We start from the raw sequence: 20,204 nt of genomic DNA, 5'->3' as shown, positions 1-20,204 counted from the left end.
CCAGATCTTGCGTGGTGAAAAACGCGTGCGCCGCCTATGGAATTGCCGGACGACGCGCCGCGAAGGCATCCATTGCAGCTTGACGGTTGAGCGGGTCGCCGCGTGACAGGCACGCGGAAAAAAATTTGTGTCACGCGGCCTCACGCCGAAGCGTCATACGGACAGCAGCCCACTTCAACGAGGTAGACATGCAATTCAGCTATCCACCGGTTACAGGCCTCGGCCTCGTGCCCACAGTAATCGAGCAGTCCGGCCGCGGCGAGCGCGCGTACGACATTTATTCACGCTTGCTGCGCGAGCGCATCGTATTCCTCGTCGGGCCGGTCAACGAGCAATCGGCCAGTCTCATTGTGGCGCAATTACTGTTTCTGGAGTCCGAGAATCCGGACAAGGACATTTCCTTTTACATCAATTCGCCGGGCGGTTCGGTGTACGACGGACTCGCCATTTACGACACCATGCAGTTCATCAAGCCGGAGGTCTCCACTTTATGCACCGGTTTTGCAGCGAGCATGGGCACGTTTCTGCTATGTGCGGGCCAGCCGGGCAAGCGGTATGCGTTGCCCAATGCTCGCATCATGATTCATCAGCCTTCGGGCGGCGGCCAGGGGACGGCGGCGGACATCGACATTCAGGCTAAGGAAGTGCTCTACCTGCGCGAACGCCTCAACACAATGATGGCCGAACGGACCGGGCGCAGTGTCGAGGAAATCGCGCGCGACACTGACCGAGACAATTTCATGTCCGCATTCGCAGCAAAAGCGTATGGCCTTGTAGACGAGGTATTGGAAACGCGCGCGGCATTAGGCTCGCATCCTGTCGCGTCAGGCGGGCGCCATGACGTGTAACCCGGCAGGGTTTGCTGCGCTGGCGGGGCAAAAGCTGATCCCGTTGGCTGGAATCGCTATCATTGTCGCGATTCGTCGATTCCGACGAGCGCTTCAATGGAGATTGACATGGCGTCATCCAACGAAACCGTCAGCATGGCGCTATTCTGCGACTTCGAAAACGTCGCGCTGGGCGTGCGCGACGCGAAGTACGACAAGTTCGATATCAAGCTGGTGCTCGAACGTCTGTTGCTCAAGGGCAGCATTGTCGTCAAGAAAGCCTACTGCGACTGGGACCGCTATAAGAGTTTCAAGGGTGCTATGCACGAGGCCAATTTCGAATTGATCGAGATTCCACATGTACGTCAATCCGGCAAGAATTCGGCGGACATCCGGCTGGTCGTGGACGCGCTCGACCTCTGCTACACGAAGTCGCACGTCAATACGTTCGTGATCATTAGCGGCGATTCCGACTTTTCGCCGCTGGTGTCGAAATTGCGCGAGAACGCGAAGCAGGTGATTGGCGTCGGCGTTCAGCAGTCCACGTCAGACCTGCTGATCGCGAACTGCGACGAGTTCTTCTTTTACGACGATCTGGTGCGCGAGAGTCAGCGCGCCGTCGCAAAAAGGGAGTCGTCGCGCCAGCAGAAGAACGTGCAGCCCACAGCCAAGCCATCGCCAGATGAAGAGAAAAGCCGCCAGAAGGAAGATCTCGAAAAGCGTCGCACCAAGGCCATAGAAATCGCGGTACAGACATTCGACGCGCTCGCGTCCGAACGCGGAGACAGCGGAAAGATCTGGGCCTCGGTGCTGAAGAATGCGATCAAGCGGCGCAAGCCTGATTTCAACGAAACGTATTATGGCTTTCGCGCGTTCGGTAATCTTCTCGAAGAGGCGCACGCACGCGGACTGCTCGAATTCGGCCGCGACGAGAAGTCAGGGGCCTATGTGTACCGAAGCGCTGCATCGAGCGTGATTGGAGATAGTGCAGGCGAACCGGGGGCCGAGCAGACAGGGGCACGGACGGGCGCGGCTCTCGATATTGTCGAGGAAGCGGAACAGCTCGACGAATCCGCAACCGTTGGAACGGTAGGCACGGATACAGCCGGCAAACAGGATTCTCGTCGTCGCGGACGTGGCGATCGAAAGAGGGGCGCTAGCCAGCAAGCCGCCCGCAGCGCCGCACATGGAACAGCGCTTCAGGTAGCGCCCAAAGCGGAGCACGAAGCTGCACATAGGTTTGCGGACGAGGTTGCGCAGGAAGTCGCGCAGGAAGTCGCGCAGAGCAGTGCACCAGAGACCGCGTCCCACGCCAGAACCGCCGGGCGGCCCAGCGGCGAACACAGTGCAGCGGAGCTGACCAGCCCCCTTACCCGAGAGATGCCTATGCCCGCGCCCCAAAGCGAGGATAGATTCTCCGACGCTCCGCAACGCTCTGAGGCAAGGTCGAGCCAGGCTTCCGACGATACGGGCGCCCCCGAAAGCACTGACGCCCAGCGCACTGACGCAACGAACGCAATGGCCGCAACGGACGCAAAGCGCCGCAAGCAACCTGAACCGCGGAAGACAGCCGCGAAGAAGTCTCGAAAGCCGGCACCCGCAGTATCGGGTGATAGTGCAGAAGCGGCGTCGCCCGCAACCCAGACTTCGACGATGACGGAGGCCACGCCCGCGCCACGCAAGAAGGCCGCGCGCAAGACGGACTCGTCAAAGGCTCGTCGCTCGCGCAAGACAGCAGGAGCTAACGAAGCGAAATAGCTCGTTCATCGTCATCACGGCAATTTGTCGGTCCGCCTCTGCGCGAGCCTCTGGAAGTCGCCTGAGGTCTCCGCAGTCTGCGCCAGGCGCGCAACGTGCGCCCGGCAGGAGCGAGCCGAGCGATCGCGAGATGCGGCGGCATGAGCGATCGCCTGTTGAAGCAACAGGCGATCAGTAGTACGGATAAGGCGCGTATATGACTGGGGGCGGCCCGTAGTAGCGCGGCGGCGGTGCAACATATACGGGCGGTGGCGTATAAACCGGCTGCGGCACATAAACCGGCACTTGAGGCTGAGAGATCGTGTTGCCCTTCGAAGTCATGCACTGCGCGTAGGCCGCATCGTATCGCGCCTGCAGGCTGTTTGCCGAATACTGGGCGCCGTTCGCCCCGGCTGCGCCGCCAATCAGCAGACCGCTGCCCGCGCCGATGGCTGCACCGGCACCCGCATTGCCGGCCGCCGCTCCGATGAGCGCGCCGACCGCCGCGCCGCCCAACGTGCCCACCGCTGCACTATTAACACTATTCGTAGTTGCACTTTGCGAAGCACCGGCCGGATCGGAAGAACGGAACGCATAATCGCGGCAAGCGTAATCGTCTTGCTGAAACTGGCTAAGCGGCTCGCCGCTGCGCGGCATGGCCACCACCGACGGACCGCTGGGCGGCACCACAGCACAGCCGCCGAGCAGCGCAAGCGCGACGGCACCGAGAGGCAGCCCGATACGTACCGTTTTTGAACTCGAAATCATGATGGTGCGAATGGCAGGAGATGAGGAACATACGTTATGCCAATCCGCGCCACACATGTTTACCGGATCGTTACTGTATGTTTTGCATCAATCCGCAGATCCACGCCGCTAGCCTGAGCCGCGCGGCGCGCCGGCTGGCGCAGTTACGAACGGTGACAAAAATTGATGCGGGCGTGCGAACCAGGGTTGGCGCCATCTGCAGTCACGCGAAAGTCTCTCAATAGAGGGACCCGGAATGAGGGACCCGAAATGCTACGCCTTCATGCAAAACAGGAGGAGACGCTAACGGTTGTATGTTCGACGTCAGGCACGGCTCATTCACAATCGATCGGTCCTTCGTCTAGCTCTCTTTTACCGAGCCGCGAACAAATGATGGTGAGGACAACACCCACGCATGCGGGCTCCCTGCGTTTATCTGCCGATGCACAATTCGCAAGCCCGTAAGCGATGTTAGTTTTGTGGCTCTTCGAAAGCGAACGCCCGCCAGCACTGGAACAAACCAAACCGAGAACTAAAACAAAAACGCAAACTAAAACCAAAATCCACAACAGAGCAAAAAACAAAAAGCCCTCACAAAGGAGGGCTTTCATTTCCACTACGGTTTCGAAACTACATTACAGCGCGTCGTTCCGCTCCCGTATCTGTGGCACCAGCAATCAAGCGAAGTTCTTCGCTGCGAATTCCCAGTTGACGATGTTCCAGTACGCCTCGACAAACTTCGGACGTGCATTGCGATAGTCGATGTAGTACGCGTGTTCCCACACGTCGATGGTCAGCAGCGCCTTGGCGTCCGTGGTGAGCGGCGTGGCCGCGTTGCTCGTGGACACCAGGTCGAGCGAACCGTCTGCCTTCTTCACGAGCCATGCCCAACCCGAGCCGAACGTGCCGATGGCGGTCTTCGCAAACTCTTCCTTGAACTTGTCGAACGAGCCCCACTTGGCGTTGATCGCATCCGCCAGCGCGCCGGTCGGTGCGCCGCCACCTTGCGGCGACAGGCTGTTCCAGAAGAACGTGTGGTTCCACACCTGAGCTGCGTTATTGAACACGCCGCCCGACGACTTCTTCACGATTTCTTCGAGCGACAGGTTCTCGAACTCCGTGCCCTTGATCAGATTGTTCAGGTTGGTCACATAGGTCTGGTGATGCTTGCCGTAGTGAAACTCGAGCGTCTCTTCCGACATGTGCGGAGCGAGTGCGTTTTTCGCGAACGGCAGCGGCGGGAGCGTATGTTCCATGGTGCTTTCCTTCAGTCTGTATCTGTTGTGGGGAGTCTGCGGATAACGCTTCAGAGCACTCGATTGTAGGCGACTTGGAATAACCCCGCAAACCAACGGACTTTATGTCCGGCAGCGGCGAATGGCCCGAAAAAGCGCGTAATTACTGCTCGCCGAGAACCGGCACAAGCGGCGTCGCGCAGTCAAAAGTACGCACGCGCGCTTGTGCGCAATCTCATTCGCACGCTGCTCACGCGCTGTCAGAAACCATCGGCAAGACGCGGTTGAACGTCGGACAAAGCAACGTCGGCGGCGCCCTCGGCAAGATGCACGGTCAGGCGACGTCCCGGTTTCAGCGACGCAGGCGCACGCACCGCGCGCCCCGTCTGCGCATCGAGCACCGCGGCATAGCCGCGCTCGAGGGTGCGCTGCGGACTGAGCACTTCGAGACGCGCCGACAGCGTGGCAATGCGGGCGACCTGACGTTCATGCTGGCGCAGCAACGCGGCATCCAGCCGTTGCGCAAGACCGTCGAGTCGCGCCCGATGCGCGTCAAGGTCAGGGCGCCAGCGCTGCCAGCGCATGTGCAGCAGCGAAAAGCGTGCTAGGGCATCGCGTACCGGCCGCGCGCCCGCCGACGTGAGCCGCGCGCTCAGTTGCTGCAGATGCATGCGTTGCCGCGCAAGACGCTCGGCGGGCGACACTAGCCGGCGCGCAAGCCAGTCGAGCTGCTGGGCGCGCCGTTCCATCATCCGGCCGAAGCCGCGCGCGAGCGTGGCGTGCCGTTGGTCGAGTTCGCGCAACAACAGCACGCGCTGCGGACTCACCAGTTCCGCGGCGCCGGTGGGCGTAGGCGCGCGCACGTCGGCGGCGAAGTCGGCGATCGTGAAATCGGTTTCGTGACCGACGCCGCTCACGACCGGAATGGCGCTTTCCGCAATGGCGCGCGCAAGCACTTCTTCGTTGAAGGCCCACAGGTCCTCAATCGAACCGCCGCCTCGGCATACGATCAACACGTCGACCTCGCGCCGCGCACTGGCCGCCTCGACCATCGCGGCGAGCTTCACGCTTGCCCCCGCCCCCTGCACCGGTGCGGGATAGACGATCACCGGAATATGCGGCGCGCGGCGTGACAGCGTCGTGAGCACGTCGCGCAGCGCCGCGGCCTGTAACGACGTCACGATACCAATCGCGCGCGGATGCGACGGCAACGCGCGCTTGCGCTCCGCGGCGAATAGCCCCTCGGCTTCGAGCTGCGCCTTCAGCCGCAAAAACGCTTCGTACAGACGACCCTGGCCGGTCCGCCGCACGGCTTCCACATTCAGTTGCAACTCGCCACGCGGCTCGTACATCGTGACGAGCGCCCGCACTTCGATCCGGTCGCCTTCTTTCGGCATGAACTCGGCGTACTGCGCACGGCCGCGGAACATCACGCAGCGCATTTGCGCCTGCGCGTCCTTGATCGAGAAATACCAGTGGCCGCTCGCGGCGCGCGTGAAGTTTGAGACTTCGCCCGCTACCCACACGAGCGGAAACGAGCGTTCGAGCATGCTGCCGATCGCGCGATTGAGAGCGGAAACGGGAACGACGACTTCGCCGCCCGGCAGCGTCGACGAGGTAAAGGGACTGTCGGAATTCATGCGAATACGGGTTGTGACTGGCCGGACAGACGATAGACCGAGCGGCCATTGGCGTCCAGCGCCACGCGCAGATTGTTAAAAGTGTCCACATGGCGGGACTGGCAAGACAGATTCCGCCACAGGTCTGGCGCGACTACGTAAAACATAGGCATCCCTTTGATTTATATGCGATTTAACCGTGATCATGGAAACCCGCCACCGATGCGATTGGCTTGCAACGGCCCTCGCAGCCTTACGGCGGGCCGGTTCTCCACAAAGTTATCCACAGGCAGCCGAAGGGTCGCGCGGCAACGGGGGTGCATAGGACGCCCGGTCGGCGACTTGCGGCGAGGGACGCGTGCGCGCTAGAGTGGCGGGTTCGACAGTAAGGGAAAGCCGCATGCCGCGCAGCGCGAAACGCCCGCGGCAACGTTGGCAGCAGGAGAATGGCGGAAACTCACTGCCGACCCGCGGCCCCGCCGCCCCTTTCCCCTTACCTTGTGCCTCATTATTCGACCGTCCGGAGAATCGCGCTGATGCCTGTCCCGCGTATTGCCCCTGGCGCTTTCACGCCGCTGCCCTCGCGACGACCCGCGACCAGTGCGCCGCCCGCTCTCCCGGCTTGCCGATGAGCTCAATTTTCGATCGTCTGGAAACGCGTATGGCGCGCGAGTGGCAACAGCGCGGGCCGCTTGCCTGGTCGCTCACGCCGCTCGCCTGTGTGTTCGGCGCCATCGCCGCCGCCCGCCGCGCCGCCTTCTCGCTCGGCTGGTTGAAGTCGGTGCGCGTGGGCGTGCCTGTCGTGGTGGTGGGCAATGTGACCGTCGGCGGCACAGGCAAGACGCCGACCGTGATTGCGCTCGTCGAAGCGTTGCGCGGCGCGGGCTTCAACCCCGGCGTCGTATCGCGCGGCTATGGCGCGCGCGTGAAGACGCCGACGCCGGTCACGCCCGCGTCGGCGGCCAACGTCGGCGGCGACGAACCTTTGCTCATCTCGCGTCGCACCGGCGCGCCGGTGTGGGTGTGCCCGGACCGCGTGGCGGCTGCCGAAGCGCTGTGCGCGGCGCATGAGGACGTCGACGTGATCGTCAGCGACGACGGCCTGCAGCATTACCGGCTCGCGCGCGATGCGGAGCTGGTCGTGTTCGATCATCGGCTGGGCGGCAACGGTTTTCTGCTGCCGGCCGGTCCGTTGCGCGAGCCGCTCTCGCGCCGCCGCGACGCCACGCTGATCAACGACCCATACGCCAGAACGCTGCCCGCGTGGCCCAACACGTTTGCCTTGCAACTGGCGCCGGCGGACGCGTGGCATCTGGAGAATCCCGCGTTGCGCCGGCCGCTCGCGCAGTTCAGCGGCGAGCGCGTGCTGGCCGCCGCCGGTATAGGCGCGCCGGAGCGCTTTTTCGCCACGCTGCGCGCCGCCGGCCTCGCGCCGCAAACGCGCGCGCTGCCCGATCACTACGCGTTCGAGCGCAATCCTTTTACGGATGCCGACGCCGACGCGATCCTGATCACGGAAAAGGATGCGGTAAAATTAGGGTCCTGGCGCGACGCGCGCATCTGGGTTGTTCCCGTCGAAGCCGCGCTCGATCATCGCCTCATTGCATTAGTTGTGGAGAAAGTCCGTGGACGCTCGCCTGCTTGAAATCCTCGTCTGCCCGATCTGCAAGGGCCCGCTCAGCTACGACCGTTCCGCGCAGGAGCTGATCTGCAACGCCGACAAGCTCGCGTACCCGATCCGCGACGGTATTCCCGTCATGCTGGTCGACGAGGCGCGGCAGACGGTCGAAGGCACGCCTGTCGATCTCAATCCGGGCTCGGTGGCCTGAAGCGGAGCCGGCGAGCGCGCGCGACTGGCTCACGTTGGCGGCCCTCCACCCTCGGCTAAAAGGGCGGCGAAGCCAACGGCGTAGATCGGCCTTATCGAGCGGCGCCGCGCGGCAGAGCCTCTTGCCTGTTGGGACACTGCCGGTGTATTACCGCTCTGCTGCCGATGTACTACCGGCGGTCTCCCCTGCGACCAGCGGGCCAGTGGTTAGCCAGTGGTTAGCCAGCGGCTCGTCGCTCCCTGGCCAACTTGTCGACCCTCGGCGGCCCTGACCATTGTCACCGTTGCTGATTCCATTGCCGGCTCCCGCGTCATTGCCATCCTCTCACGCACAGCCTGACCTATTCTCACTTCACTTCTCCACTCATCTGCGCGATGAACCACACCACCACCGCCACGCCTCCATTCATTGCCGTCGTGCCGGCGCGCCTCGCGTCGACGCGTCTGCCCAACAAGCCGCTCGCCGACATCGGCGGCAAGCCGATGGTGGTGCGGGTCGCCGAGCGCGCGCGCGAGTCCGGCGCACAACAGGTGTTGATCGCCTCGGACGCGCAGTCGGTGCTCGATGCCGCCCGCGAGCATGGCTTCGAAGCGGTATTGACACGCGCCGATCATCCGTCGGGCACGGACCGTCTCGCGGAAGTCGCGTCGCAATTCGGCTGGAGCGACGAAACGATCGTGGTCAATGTGCAAGGCGATGAGCCGCTGATCGACCCGTCGCTGGTGCGCGGCGTTGCGTCGCACCTCGCGGCGGCCAGCCATTGCGCAATCGCCACCGCCGCGCATCCCATCGCGGATGCCGCGGAAATCTTCAACCCGAACGTAGTGAAAGTCGTGCTGGATGCGCACGGGGTCGCGCTGTACTTCTCGCGCGCACCGATTCCGTGGGCACGCGACGCCTACCAGCCGCACTGGCCCGACGTCGCGTCCATGCCGGTGCCGCCCGCGCCCGCCGTGGTTTATCGGCATATCGGCTTGTATGCGTATCGGGCCAGGTTCCTGCGCAGCTATCCCGATCTCGCCATTTCTCCAATCGAGCAGGTCGAGGCACTCGAGCAATTGCGCGCAATGTGGCATGGCGAGCGTATCGCGGTTCTCGTCACACGAGACATGCCGCTTCCGGGCGTGGACACCCCCGCGGATCTCGCACGTGTGCGGGCTTTATTCGGGTCTTGAGCGCAAAAACCCATGGCATAATCGGACGCTTGCGCGCGCCTCCTGTTATTAGCGAGAGCCAGGGTTTGCCCGGTCGTGCCTCACGTGTTTCTGCAGCGCCGTTCTCGACGTGCAGCGCGAAACGCGAGTGGCACTCAACGCGGGTCCCTCGCCCCTCGTCGGATGGCTGCCGTGCCACCAAGAATTCACATAGATCTGGAGATACACATGCGTTTGATTCTTTTGGGTGCACCGGGCGCGGGTAAGGGCACTCAGGCAAACTTCATCAAGGAAAAGTTCGGGATTCCGCAAATCTCCACCGGCGACATGCTGCGCGCCGCCGTCAAGGCAGGCACGCCGCTCGGCCTCGAAGCCAAGCGTTTCATGGACGCGGGCGAGCTCGTCACAGACGAGCTGATCATCAACCTCGTAAAAGAGCGTCTGCAACAGCCGGACTGCGCAAACGGCTATCTGTTCGACGGCTTTCCGCGCACCATTCCGCAAGCCGAGGCAATGAAGCAGGCCGGCGTGGCAATCGACTACGTGCTGGAGATCGACGTGCCGTTCGACGAGATCATCGTGCGTATGAGCGGCCGCCGCTCGCACGCCGCGTCGGGCCGCACCTACCACGTGAAGTTCAACCCGCCGAAGGTCGAGGGCCTGGACGACGTGACGGGCGAGCCGCTGATCCAGCGCGAAGACGACAAGGAAGAAACGGTCAAGAAGCGCTTGCAAGTGTATGAGGCGCAAACCAAGCCTCTCGTCGAGTACTACAACGGCTGGGCTCAGAACGGCGACACCACCACTTCGCTGAAGGCGCCGCAATACCGCCGCATCTCGGGCCTCGGCACCGTCGAGGAAATTCGCGACCGCGTGTTCGAGGCGCTGAAGTAGTCCACCAAGCAACGCAACGCCCGCAGTCTTGGCTGCGCTAATGCAGTGCCGACGACAGTGGCAAATGCAGTGCCAAATGCAGTGGCAAACGCAGTGCCAAACGCAGTGCCAAAGAAACCCGCCCTCACCCGGCGGGTTTTTTTATGGCGTTCGGCACGGTCGTTTTAATTTTCTCTCGCGCGATGACGATGTGGGATCATCGTGCATCGACAGGCTATTCGATCTGGACGTTACTTACCGTATCAACGAAAGGAGCAGAGATGGAGATTCGTGACAACGCATTCCTGATCACTGGCGGCGCCTCGGGCCTCGGAGCCGCCACCGCGCGTCTTCTCGCGGAGAACGGCGGCAAGGTGGTGCTCGCCGATCTGAACCAGGACGCGGGCGAGGCGCTTGCCAAAGAACTCGGCGGCGTGTTCGTGAAGTGCGACGTGAGCCGCGAAGACGACGCGACACGCGCCGTCGAAGCGGCCACGAAGCTCGGCACGCTGCGCGGCCTCGTGAATTGCGCGGGCGTTGCGCCCGCCGCGAAGACAGTCGGCAAGGACGGCCCGCATCCGCTCGACTCGTTTGCGCGCACCATCTCGATCAATCTGATCGGCACTTTCAACATGATTCGCCTCGCGGCCGCTGCCATGTCGAAGAACGAGCCCAACGCCAACGGCGAGCGCGGCGTGATCATCAACACGGCGTCCGTGGCGGCCTATGATGGCCAGATCGGTCAGGCGGCCTACGCGGCCTCCAAAGGCGGCGTGGTCGGCATGACGCTGCCCATCGCCCGCGACCTCTCGCGCAACGCGATCCGCGTAATGACGATTGCGCCGGGCATCTTCGAAACGCCGATGCTGCTCGGCATGCCGCAAGAGGTGCAGGACGCGCTCGGCGCGATGGTGCCGTTCCCGCCGCGCCTTGGCAAACCGGCCGAATATGCGATGCTCGCCAAGCAGATTTTCGACAACCCGATGCTCAATGGCGAGGTGATCCGTCTCGACGGCGCGATCCGCATGCAGCCGAAGTAATCCTCGGGGCACCGCGCGTAGTTTGCCGGTGCGCAGCGCGATGCCCGCCGCACGCATGAAAAACGCCTGCACACGGATCATGTGCAGGCGTTCTGTTGTGAGGAGGCGTTGCGCAGCCGCCAATGCTGCTTGCTAGTCGCGGTCGTTATGCTGCGTGCGCTGACGCAACTCCTGCAACTGCGATTCGACGACGGTCGCGTCTTCCGCGTCCGGGCATTCACCGAGGTAACGCTCGAGGTCTTCCAGCGCCGGACGCAAGTAGTCGAGGCGCGCGTAGGCGAAGCCACGGTCGCGAATCTCTTCGATACTTTCAGGCAGCAGAATCACGAGGCGCTGCTGCACGGCCAGCAGGCGCTGCCAGCGCTCGGTCTGCAAATACGTCGACTTCAGGTTGCGCAACATTCGCGCAATGATCTCGCGCCGCGTAGCCGGCTGCAGCAGCATGCGCAGCGCCCTGCTCACCGACTCGCCGGCCGACGCCACGTAGGGCTCGAGCATGTCGACCATTTCGGACTCCGACAGCGAATGTCCGCTGGTGGGGTCGAGCATGACGTCGCCGTCGGGTGTAGTGACGCGCAGCAGGAAATGGCCCGGAAACGACACGCCGCGCGCCGGAATGCCGACCTGCTCCGCCATTTCCAGATACAGCACTGCGAGCGAAATCGGAATGCCGCGGCGGCGCTTGAGCACCGCATTCAGGTGGCTGTTGTCGGGATCGTAATAGTCGTTCAGATTGCTCGCGAAACCCAATTCGCGGAAGAAGAACCGGTTCAGAATGCCGACCTTCTGGCGAATGTCTGCGTCGTCCGGCATGCGGCGCTGCAGGCGCAAGACCAGTTCGTCGATCTCGGCCAGCGTGCCTTGCAGATCGAGGTCCGGGTAAGCGTCCTGCGCAAGCGAGAGTGCCGCCTCGGTCAACGGCAAACTGTCGTCTTCGGCGACGAGCGTGCTGAAATAGTCGAGAACCCGCGTCATCGTAGTCACTTCACTCGCCTTTTGAAATACGCGTACTTGAAGCCCATCAGCCAAAGCATACCGAAATATAGCGCTGCGAACAGCACGAGGCAGGCAGCCAGCAGCGCGATGCGGTCGAGCGGCCGCTCATGCATGCCGATCCAGTCGAAGCTCTGCGACAGCCAGCGCATCGTGCCCGCCAGTACGAGACACGCGCCCAGCAATTGCACGAAGAACTTGAGCCAGCCGCGCGACGGCGTGTAGATGCCGCGCTTGCGCAGCCCGAGGAACAGCAACAACGCGTTGCCGCAAGCGCCGAGCCCGATGCTCAGCGTGAGCCCTGCGTGCGCGAAGATCGGCACGAACACATAGTTGCTCAACTGCGTGAGAACCAGCACGCCAATGCCGATCTTCACGGGTGTCTTGATGTCCTGCTTCGCGTAGAAGCCGGGCGCGAGAATCTTGACGAGAATGATGCCGATCAGGCCGATGCCGTAGGCCGCAAGCGCGCGGCCCACCATCACCACGGCATGGCCGTCGAACTTGCCGTAGTGGAACAGCGTGGCCGTCAGCGGCTGCGCGAAGAAAAACAGCGCCACGGCGCTCGGGCCCGCCAGAAGAAACGTGACGCGCAAGCCCCAGTCGAGCAGCGACGAATATTCGTGCGGATCGGCGTCGACGTGTGCCTTCGAAAGACTCGGCAACAGGATCGTGCCGAGCGCCACGCCGAGCAGCGCGGTTGGGAACTCCATTAGCCGGTCAGCGTAATTGATCCACGACACGGCGCCTGGACCAATGCGCGACGCGATATTCGTATTGATGATGAGGCTGATCTGCGCGACGGAGACAGCGAACATGGCCGGCACCATCTTCCACAAAACGCGCTTCACGCCCCGATGCGCGAGCGCGCGCAGCGGATTGAAGCCGATGCGCGGCACCATGTCGATCTTCTTCAATCCGGGCAACTGCACGAGGAATTGCAACAGCCCGCCGGCGATCACCGCCCACGCAAGCGCATAGACCGGCGTGTGCATGTGCGGCGCGACGAACACGGCGGCGACGATGAACGCCACGTTCAGCAGCACCGGCGCGAACGCAGGCAGCGAGAAGTTCTTGTACGTGTTCAGCACGCCGGACGCGAGCGACGTCAGCGAAATGAAGATGATGTACGGGAACATGATGCGCGTCATGGCGACGGCGAGCGCGTACGCCTGACCCTCGTGGGCGAGGCCCGACGCCACCACGAACACCACGCCCGACGCGCCCAGCACGCCGACGATCGAAAGCGCCGCAAGCGCCCAGGCGAGCACCGTCGAAGTGGCGTCGACCAGCGCCTTGGTGGCGTCGTGCCCCTGCTGGTTCTTGAACTCGGCGAGAATGGGCACGAAGGCCTGCGAAAACGCGCCTTCGGCGGAAATGCGGCGCAGCAGGTTGGGAATGCGAAAGGCGACGTAGAACGCGTCAGTGTATTGACTGGCGCCGAACGCGCGGGCGATCAGCGTTTCGCGGGCCAGTCCGGTCACGCGTGACAACAGCGTGAAGCCGCTGACCGTCAGCAGGGCTCGGAATAGATTCATGGGGCGCTTATTATAAGGGTGCCGCGAATGCGGACGACGAGCCAGGAAGCGATTCGGACCGGTTTACTGTGCAGACGTTCGGCGCGATCGGCGATTTTCGCTGCTTTTAGTGCGCGCGCCCACGCGGCCGGGAAGGTTTAGGGAATGCATGACGCCCAAGCCGGTCACACCGCGGGCGCCGGCTCCGCCGCGGGCGGGAGCGCCGGGCAGCGCATTTCCGTTGCCACGTCCCTGATTTTGTTGCTATAATCGCCGGTTTCGAAGCTCGCTCAGTTCTCGGACGGCTTCCGGAGGCGGTCAAGGTTGGCAGGAACGAGGTTGCAGTAAGTTACCCGCCACGTCCTTCGGATACGCCGGAACATGGCGCCGCGCACACCGGCCCGCCTTCGCGTAGTTCGATCGTTTTTCGACACTTTTGCGCTCTTGGGCAATCGCTTCCAAGAGTTCGGATCTAAAAGCAGCGCCTCACCACTTGAAGGTCAGGTACTGGAAACAGGAACAGGATAAGGAACCGTCATGGCTAACTCCGCACAAGCACGCAAGCGCGCCCGCCAGGCCGCCAAGGCAAACTCGCACAACTCGGCACTGCGCTCGAAGTTCCGCACGGCTATCAAGGCAGTGCGCAAGGCGATCGACGCCGGCGACAAGGCCAAGGCCGCCGAAATCTTCCAGGCATCGTCGAAGACCATCGACATCATTGCCGACAAGAAAATCATTCACAAGAACAAGGCAGCTCGCCATAAGAGCCGCCTCGCCGCAGCCATCAAGGGTCTGCAGGCGTCCGCAGCACAGTAATTCCGGTCGGCCCGCTTCGGCGGGCTACCTCCTGTTTCCGCTGCGCATGAAAGCCCGCTTTTGGCGGGCTTTTTTGTTTGCTGCGGATTCTGCGGGGATTACCTGCGGACGTGCAGCGGATCTGCCGCAGCTGGGCCGCAGCTCTGCCGCAGTCTTACCGCGAGATTCCCGCGCATGTGCGCCGAACTTCCCGCGTATTCGCCGCACAAGGCAAAAACCGGCAGGTCGCCGCCCTGCGCGCGCAAAAAAACCCGCCGGGCGCGGGTTTTTTGCTTTTCGGCGAGCCAGCGCGGCTCGCCTCAGATGATGTGCCGCTTGGTTTGCGGCGGCGGCGCATGCTCGAGTTCGAGTTCGCACGCCTCTGTCACCACGAGGTCATTGTCTTTCGCGAAGTTCATCACGAAGTCGAATGCCATGGGTTCGATGTCGCGCAGGCGCGAATCGAGAATCACGCATTTGAGGTCGCCGATCATGGTTGGCCGGACATACAGCGAGTACTGCATATAGGCGTTCGGGCCCTTCCTCGCACCCGGTCCGAAGGATGACATCACACCTGCGAGACGCTCCGACCAGTCGCTCGGCCGGAATCTTTTTCCCGTCGACGTGATGCCCTGAATGAAGTATTCGGTTGGAGCTGCTTCGGCCATGTAGAAATACCTGTGTAACTGCCCAGCGGATGACGGCGACAGCAAGCGATAAAACGGATGCGAAACGTTGTGCCCGCGCTGTGCCCGGCGATTAAAGCGAACGGCAGAGCCGCGCCGCCACAGGCCGCGCACCGTACAGAACGGCTGGCCCCGCGGGTTGACCGCGGTTGTGCGCGGCTCCTCACTCGCGCGCGCTTGGTGATGCACGCGCTGTGCCCACGCCGACATGCGCCCCGCGAGTTAGCCTTGGGACCCGGCCTGCGAAGCTGGCCTGCGAAACTGGCCTTCTAGTCCGCCTCTACCTGCCGTTGAACAGACTGCGCGACCCACGCCATGTCTCACGAGCGGAGCACCGGCCTGCTGGGCCTTGGAATAACCCGCAGATTATAGCGCAGCGGGCCTTTTTCCGCACTGCACACAAGACTCTTCCGACAGCCTCGGGCGACTTTCAGGCGGCTTTCGCGGCCTTCTGGCCGACTCGTCAAACGAGGCGAAATCCTTTATGCTGCCTTGAGTTACCACAAAACGACGGCGGCGCCGTCCGGCAATCCTGCCGGGTGAGACCGCCGTATTTGTTTCATGACCGCCAAGAAAATTCGCCACTATCTGCAGTTCAAGGATTTCTCGCTAGACGACTACGAGTACGTGCTGGAGCGCGCGCGAATTCTGAAGCGCAAGTTCAAGAACTACGAGACATATCACCCGCTGCACGACCGCACGCTCGCCATGATCTTCGAGAAGAATTCGACACGCACGCGCCTGTCGTTCGAAGCCGGCATCTTCCAGTTGGGCGGCCACGCGGTTTTCATGAGCACCCGCGACACGCAACTGGGCCGCGGCGAACCTATCGAAGACGCGGCGCAGGTCATCTCGCGCATGGTCGACATCATCATGATCCGCACGTTCGGTCAGGACATCGTTCAGCGCTTCGCCGAAAATTCGCGCGTGCCGGTGATCAACGGGCTGACCAACGAATATCACCCGTGCCAGGTGCTGGCCGACATCTTCACCTACTTCGAGCATCGCGGTCCGATTCGCGGCAAAACGGTAGCCTGGGTGGGCGACGCCAACAACATGCTCTACACGTGGATTGAAGCTGCACAGATTCTTGGCTTCAAGCTGCGCCTGTCCACGCCGCCGGGCTACAAGCTCGACCGCGCTCTGGTCGCAGCGGAAAGCGCGCCGTTTTACGAGGAATTCGACGACCCGAACGAAGCCTGCGCAGGCGCCGACCTCGTGACCACCGACGTGTGGACCAGCATGGGCTTCGAAGCCGAAAACGAGGCGCGCAAGAAAGCCTTCGCCGACTGGTGCGTCGATGCGGAAATGATGTCGCGCGCCCATGCGGATGCGCTCTTCATGCACTGCCTGCCGGCCCATCGCGGCGAAGAGGTTAGCGCTGAGGTAATCGACGGCCCGCAAAGCGTCGTGTGGGACGAAGCGGAAAATCGTCTGCATGTGCAAAAGGCGTTGATGGAGTACCTGCTGCTCGGCAAGCTCAATCACTGAGCCGCGCGCAGCGCAGCATCTGCGCGAAGCAAGCCGGTGCGTTGGTCAGGTGCAACGCACCGGCGCACCGCGGCACGCAGCTAGCCGCCGCGCTCGCGGCAGCGGCAGCGGCAGCGGAAGCGGCAGCGCCCCGGCAAACTTCGTCGCAATAGCCCAAACACGGCCCAAAGACGGCCCAAAGACGGCCCAATAACGGCCCAAAAACGCGGGCGCGTGCCGATTTAGTGTCAAAATAGTTGTTTTCCGCGCGCCGGACCCGCCGGCGCGCCCTGTTTTCCCGCTTTCTCCAGCTACGAGTTCACCATGAGCGATATCAAGAAAGTCGTGCTCGCCTATTCGGGCGGCCTCGACACCTCCGTCATCCTGAAGTGGTTGCAGGACAACTACGACGCCGAAGTCGTCACGTTCACGGCCGACATCGGCCAGGGCGAAGAGCTGGAACCGGCGCGCAAGAAGGCACTGCAACTGGGCATCAAGCCGGAAAACATCTTTATCGAAGACCTGCGCGAAGAATTCGTGCGCGACTTCGTGTTCCCGATGTTCCGCGCCAACACCATTTACGAAGGCGAGTACCTGCTCGGCACGTCGATCGCGCGTCCGCTGATCGCCAAGCGCCAGATCGAGATTGCTCGCGCCACTGGCGCGCAGGCGGTATCGCACGGCGCAACCGGCAAGGGCAACGACCAGGTTCGTTTCGAGCTGGGTTACTACGCGCTCGAGCCGGGCATCAAGGTGATCGCCCCGTGGCGCGAATGGGACCTGCTGTCGCGTGAAAAGCTGCTCGCGTATGCGGAAAAAGCCGGCATTCCGATCGAGATGAAGCACAAGCAAGGCGGCGCCCCGTATTCGATGGACGCGAACCTGCTGCATATCTCGTTCGAAGGTCGTCACCTGGAAGACCCGAAGGCCGAAGCGGAAGCCGACATGTGGCGCTGGACGGTGTCGCCGGAACAGGCGCCCGATCAGGCCGAATACGTCGACATCGAATACGAGCACGGCGACCCGGTTGCGATCAACGGCAAACGCCTGTCGGCGGCGGAAATGCTGACCGAGCTGAACCGTCTGGGCGGCAAGCACGGCATCGGCCGGCTGGACCTGGTCGAAAACCGTTACGTCGGCATGAAGTCGCGCGGCTGCTATGAAACACCGGGCGGCACGATCATGCTGAAGGCACACCGCGGCATCGAGTCGATCACGCTCGACCGCGAAGTCGCGCACCTCAAAGACGACCTGATGGCCCGCTACGCGTCGCTGATTTATAACGGCTACTGGTGGAGCCCGGAGCGCCGCGCGCTGCAAGTGCTGATCGACCACACGCAGGAAAAGGTCAACGGCTGGGTGCGTGTGAAGCTGTACAAGGGCAGCGTGTCGGTGGTCGCCCGCGATTCCAAGGAAACGCTGTTCGACAAGACCATCGCCACGTTCGACGACGACGGCGGCGCATACAACCAGGCCGACGCCGGCGGCTTCATCAAGCTGAACGCGCTGCGTATGCGCATCGCGGAAAACGCGCGCCGCCAACGCGGTTAAGGGAAGGCGCGAAGGCGGTTAGGCGGCGAATGCGGACCGCCTGCCCGCGCCGACGCGTCAAGCGCCCATCCACTCAGCCGAAACAAAAGGCGCCGCGAGCAAGCTCCGGCGCCTTTTTCCATGCGCGTCGCCTGCAACGGCAAGCGGCTCGCTTCACACCATCGCTTATCGGTTCACAAGCAAACCGGCTCCGCTTCGAGTTCGACGCCGAATCGTTCGAACACGTCGTCGCGAATCGCACGTGCAAGCGCCAGCACTTCCACGCCGCTCGCGCCGCCGCGATTCACCAGTACCAGCGCCTGGCGCTCGTGGACAGCCGCGGCGCCAAGTGAACGGCCCTTCCAGCCGCACCGGTCGATCAGCCAGCCGGCGGCGAGCTTCACGCGTCCGTCCGGTTGCGGGTACGAAACCACGTCCGGCTCGCGCTTTTTCAGCGCGTCGAACTGATCGGCGCTGACCACGGGATTCTTGAAGAAGCTGCCTGCGTTGCCCAGTTCCACGGGATCAGGCAGCTTTGAGCGCCGCACTGCGACCACGGCGTCGAAGATGGCACGCGCGTCGGGTTCGTTGCCGCCTGCCTCGTAGCCGTTCGCTGCAAGCTGCCGCGCGAGATCCGCGTAGCCCGCACGCGGCTGCCAGGCCTTCGGCAAACGGAATGTCACCGACGTAATCACGAAGCGATCACGCCCTTCCCGCTTGAAGAAACTGTCGCGATAGCCGAACGCGCACGCCCGGCTGTCCAGTTCGACGCTGTCGCCGGACGTAAGCTCGACCGCCCGCAGCCAGGCGAAGCGCTCGCACATTTCGAGCCCGTACGCGCCGATATTCTGAATAGGCGCCGCGCCGACGGTGCCCGGAATCAACGCAAGGTTCTCGAGGCCGGGCAGACCCTGGGACAGCGTCCACGCAACGAACTCGTGCCACGGCTCGCCCGCGGCTGCCTCGACATACACGGCTTCGGCGTCCTCGCCCACCACGCGACGTCCGCGCAATGCGACGAGCAGCACGAGTCCCGCGAAGTCGCGCGTCAGCACGACGTTGCTGCCGCCGCCCAGCACGAGCCGCGGCAGACCGGCCACGCGCGGATCGCGTATTGCGGCGAGAACCTGCGCTTCATGCTCGATGCGGCACGCCCACTGCGCGCGAACGTCGAAACCAAAGGTGTTGTGCGCCTTGAGCGGATAGTCGGCAATAAAGCCGGCGGAATCGGATTGAGACATCGGATGAAAACTGGGCGACGGCGCAACGGCTGCGGGCGGCAAGCCCGCGCGGCGGCCTTGGGCAAATGAGGGTGGCGTCGGTAAAATGACGTCGGTCCGTGATTATAGCGAGTGCCTCGCGACGAGCCGCCGGCCGCGTCGCGCACCGCAGCACTATTGGGAGAATGCAATGCCATCGTTTGACGTCGTCTGCGAAGCGAACATGATCGAAGTCAAGAACGCGATCGAGCAGTCCAACAAGGAGATCTCAACCCGCTTCGACTTCAAGGGGTCGGACGCGCGCGTCGAACAGAAGGAAAACGAAATCACCGCCTACGCGGACGACGACTTCAAGCTCGGTCAGGTGAAAGACGTGCTGCTGTCGAAAATGGCGAAGCGCAACGTGGACGTGCGCTTTCTCGACTACGGCAAGATCGAGAAGATCGGCGGCGACAAGGTCAAGCAGGTCATCAAGATCAAGAAGGGCGTGTCCGGCGACCTGTCGAAGAAGATCGTGCGCCTCGTGAAGGACAGCAAGATCAAGGTGCAGGCGAGCATTCAGGGCGACGCAGTGCGGGTGACGGGCGCAAAGCGCGACGATCTGCAAAGCGTGATCGCGTTGCTGCGCAAGGACGTGACCGATACGCCGCTCGACTTCAACAACTTCCGCGATTAAGCCTCGCGCGCATGGCCGGAACGTCGCAGGTGTGGGCGCAGGGTCTCGGGCAGATGCATGCGTTGCTAGCGGCTGCCGCAAGCAATCCCGGCGCATCTGCGCGTTCTAATGCAAGGCAATCGGTGCAGCGCGCTGGAACCAAACTTCACACGTAAGCCGGACCAGTAGTGGGACCGCAAGATAATGCGCAAGCTCATATGCAAGCGCCGGTTCAACCATTCGCGCGGTGCGCTCCAAGAGGCAGCCAACGTCAGCG

General features: G+C 62.8%; 18 protein-coding genes. 11 read left to right on the top strand and 7 right to left on the bottom strand.

All coding sequences use genetic code 11. The annotated features are described in order from the left end of the window. Positions 1-188 precede the first annotated feature (188 nt). Positions 189-848, top strand: a complete 660-nt coding sequence (clpP, locus tag JNB89_RS07040; protein ID WP_220361751.1) for an ATP-dependent Clp endopeptidase proteolytic subunit ClpP — start codon at positions 189-191, stop codon at positions 846-848. Positions 849-956: 108 nt separating this feature from the next. Beyond that, on the top strand, positions 957-2,585 hold the full coding sequence (locus tag JNB89_RS07035; protein ID WP_220361750.1) for an NYN domain-containing protein: 1,629 nt from the start codon (positions 957-959) through the stop codon (positions 2,583-2,585). A gap of 171 nt (positions 2,586-2,756) precedes the next feature. Here the strand turns inward: JNB89_RS07035 and JNB89_RS07030 are convergent, their stop codons facing one another. From JNB89_RS07030 to xseA, 3 genes are all read right to left on the bottom strand, one after another. Continuing rightward, the gene (locus tag JNB89_RS07030) at positions 2,757-3,332 is read right to left on the bottom strand and encodes a glycine zipper family protein (protein WP_135892941.1); all 576 of its coding nucleotides are present in this window, start codon (positions 3,330-3,332) and stop codon (positions 2,757-2,759) included. A 656-nt stretch (positions 3,333-3,988) separates the two neighbouring features. Next, on the bottom strand, positions 3,989-4,567 hold the full coding sequence (gene sodB / locus JNB89_RS07025) for a superoxide dismutase [Fe] (RefSeq protein ID WP_013340313.1): 579 nt from the start codon (positions 4,565-4,567) through the stop codon (positions 3,989-3,991). Positions 4,568-4,806: 239 nt separating this feature from the next. Continuing rightward, positions 4,807-6,186: an exodeoxyribonuclease VII large subunit gene (gene xseA, locus JNB89_RS07020; protein ID WP_135892942.1), complete on the bottom strand. Its 1,380-nt coding sequence runs from the start codon at positions 6,184-6,186 to the stop codon at positions 4,807-4,809. Between the two features lie 607 nt (positions 6,187-6,793). Here xseA and lpxK point away from each other — a divergent pair. From lpxK to JNB89_RS06995, 5 genes are all read left to right on the top strand, one after another. Next, positions 6,794-7,810 (top strand): tetraacyldisaccharide 4'-kinase, encoded by a 1,017-nt coding sequence (gene lpxK / locus JNB89_RS07015; RefSeq protein ID WP_013340316.1) that lies wholly within the window; start codon positions 6,794-6,796, stop codon positions 7,808-7,810. Further along, positions 7,791-7,994 (top strand): Trm112 family protein, encoded by a 204-nt coding sequence (locus JNB89_RS07010; RefSeq protein ID WP_006050060.1) that lies wholly within the window; start codon positions 7,791-7,793, stop codon positions 7,992-7,994. The genes lpxK and JNB89_RS07010 overlap by 20 nt, the downstream gene beginning before the upstream one ends. Before the next feature lie 374 nt (positions 7,995-8,368). Then, positions 8,369-9,169: a 3-deoxy-manno-octulosonate cytidylyltransferase gene (gene kdsB / locus JNB89_RS07005; RefSeq protein WP_220361749.1), complete on the top strand. Its 801-nt coding sequence runs from the start codon at positions 8,369-8,371 to the stop codon at positions 9,167-9,169. A gap of 207 nt (positions 9,170-9,376) precedes the next feature. Beyond that, on the top strand, positions 9,377-10,042 hold the full coding sequence (gene adk, locus JNB89_RS07000; protein ID WP_013340318.1) for an adenylate kinase: 666 nt from the start codon (positions 9,377-9,379) through the stop codon (positions 10,040-10,042). A gap of 260 nt (positions 10,043-10,302) precedes the next feature. Continuing rightward, positions 10,303-11,061: a 3-hydroxyacyl-CoA dehydrogenase gene (locus tag JNB89_RS06995; protein WP_135892944.1), complete on the top strand. Its 759-nt coding sequence runs from the start codon at positions 10,303-10,305 to the stop codon at positions 11,059-11,061. Positions 11,062-11,193: 132 nt separating this feature from the next. Here JNB89_RS06995 and JNB89_RS06990 read toward each other — a convergent pair whose 3' ends face one another. After that, positions 11,194-12,036: a SirB1 family protein gene (locus JNB89_RS06990; protein WP_013340320.1), complete on the bottom strand. Its 843-nt coding sequence runs from the start codon at positions 12,034-12,036 to the stop codon at positions 11,194-11,196. A 5-nt stretch (positions 12,037-12,041) separates the two neighbouring features. Continuing rightward, positions 12,042-13,592, bottom strand: coding sequence for a murein biosynthesis integral membrane protein MurJ (gene murJ, locus JNB89_RS06985; RefSeq protein ID WP_220361748.1), 1,551 nt, complete (start codon positions 13,590-13,592; stop codon positions 12,042-12,044). 516 nt (positions 13,593-14,108) lie between these two features. Between murJ and rpsT the strand changes: the two genes are divergently transcribed. After that, on the top strand, positions 14,109-14,387 hold the full coding sequence (rpsT, locus tag JNB89_RS06980) for a 30S ribosomal protein S20 (protein ID WP_013340322.1): 279 nt from the start codon (positions 14,109-14,111) through the stop codon (positions 14,385-14,387). Between the two features lie 299 nt (positions 14,388-14,686). Here the strand turns inward: rpsT and JNB89_RS06975 are convergent, their stop codons facing one another. Then, positions 14,687-15,034, bottom strand: coding sequence for a DUF3579 domain-containing protein (locus tag JNB89_RS06975; protein WP_013340323.1), 348 nt, complete (start codon positions 15,032-15,034; stop codon positions 14,687-14,689). 579 nt (positions 15,035-15,613) lie between these two features. Here JNB89_RS06975 and argF point away from each other — a divergent pair. Together argF and JNB89_RS06965 are read left to right on the top strand one after the other, a co-directional pair. Next, the gene (gene argF / locus JNB89_RS06970) at positions 15,614-16,543 is read left to right on the top strand and encodes an ornithine carbamoyltransferase (protein ID WP_220361747.1); all 930 of its coding nucleotides are present in this window, start codon (positions 15,614-15,616) and stop codon (positions 16,541-16,543) included. Between the two features lie 303 nt (positions 16,544-16,846). Then, positions 16,847-18,073, top strand: coding sequence for an argininosuccinate synthase (locus tag JNB89_RS06965; RefSeq protein ID WP_013340325.1), 1,227 nt, complete (start codon positions 16,847-16,849; stop codon positions 18,071-18,073). A 173-nt stretch (positions 18,074-18,246) separates the two neighbouring features. Here the strand turns inward: JNB89_RS06965 and murB are convergent, their stop codons facing one another. Next, positions 18,247-19,293: a UDP-N-acetylmuramate dehydrogenase gene (murB, locus tag JNB89_RS06960; RefSeq protein ID WP_220361746.1), complete on the bottom strand. Its 1,047-nt coding sequence runs from the start codon at positions 19,291-19,293 to the stop codon at positions 18,247-18,249. 169 nt (positions 19,294-19,462) lie between these two features. On the opposite strand from murB, the gene JNB89_RS06955 reads away from it, so the two are divergent. Further along, the gene (locus JNB89_RS06955; protein ID WP_013340327.1) at positions 19,463-19,948 is read left to right on the top strand and encodes a YajQ family cyclic di-GMP-binding protein; all 486 of its coding nucleotides are present in this window, start codon (positions 19,463-19,465) and stop codon (positions 19,946-19,948) included. The last annotated feature ends 256 nt before the right edge of the window (positions 19,949-20,204 follow it).

The organism is Paraburkholderia phenoliruptrix, from assembly GCF_019511605.1.
GTDB lineage: Bacteria > Pseudomonadota > Gammaproteobacteria > Burkholderiales > Burkholderiaceae > Paraburkholderia > Paraburkholderia phenoliruptrix_A.
Note: the sequence above shows the minus strand (reverse complement) of the source record. Positions and strands in the feature narration are given on the sequence as shown.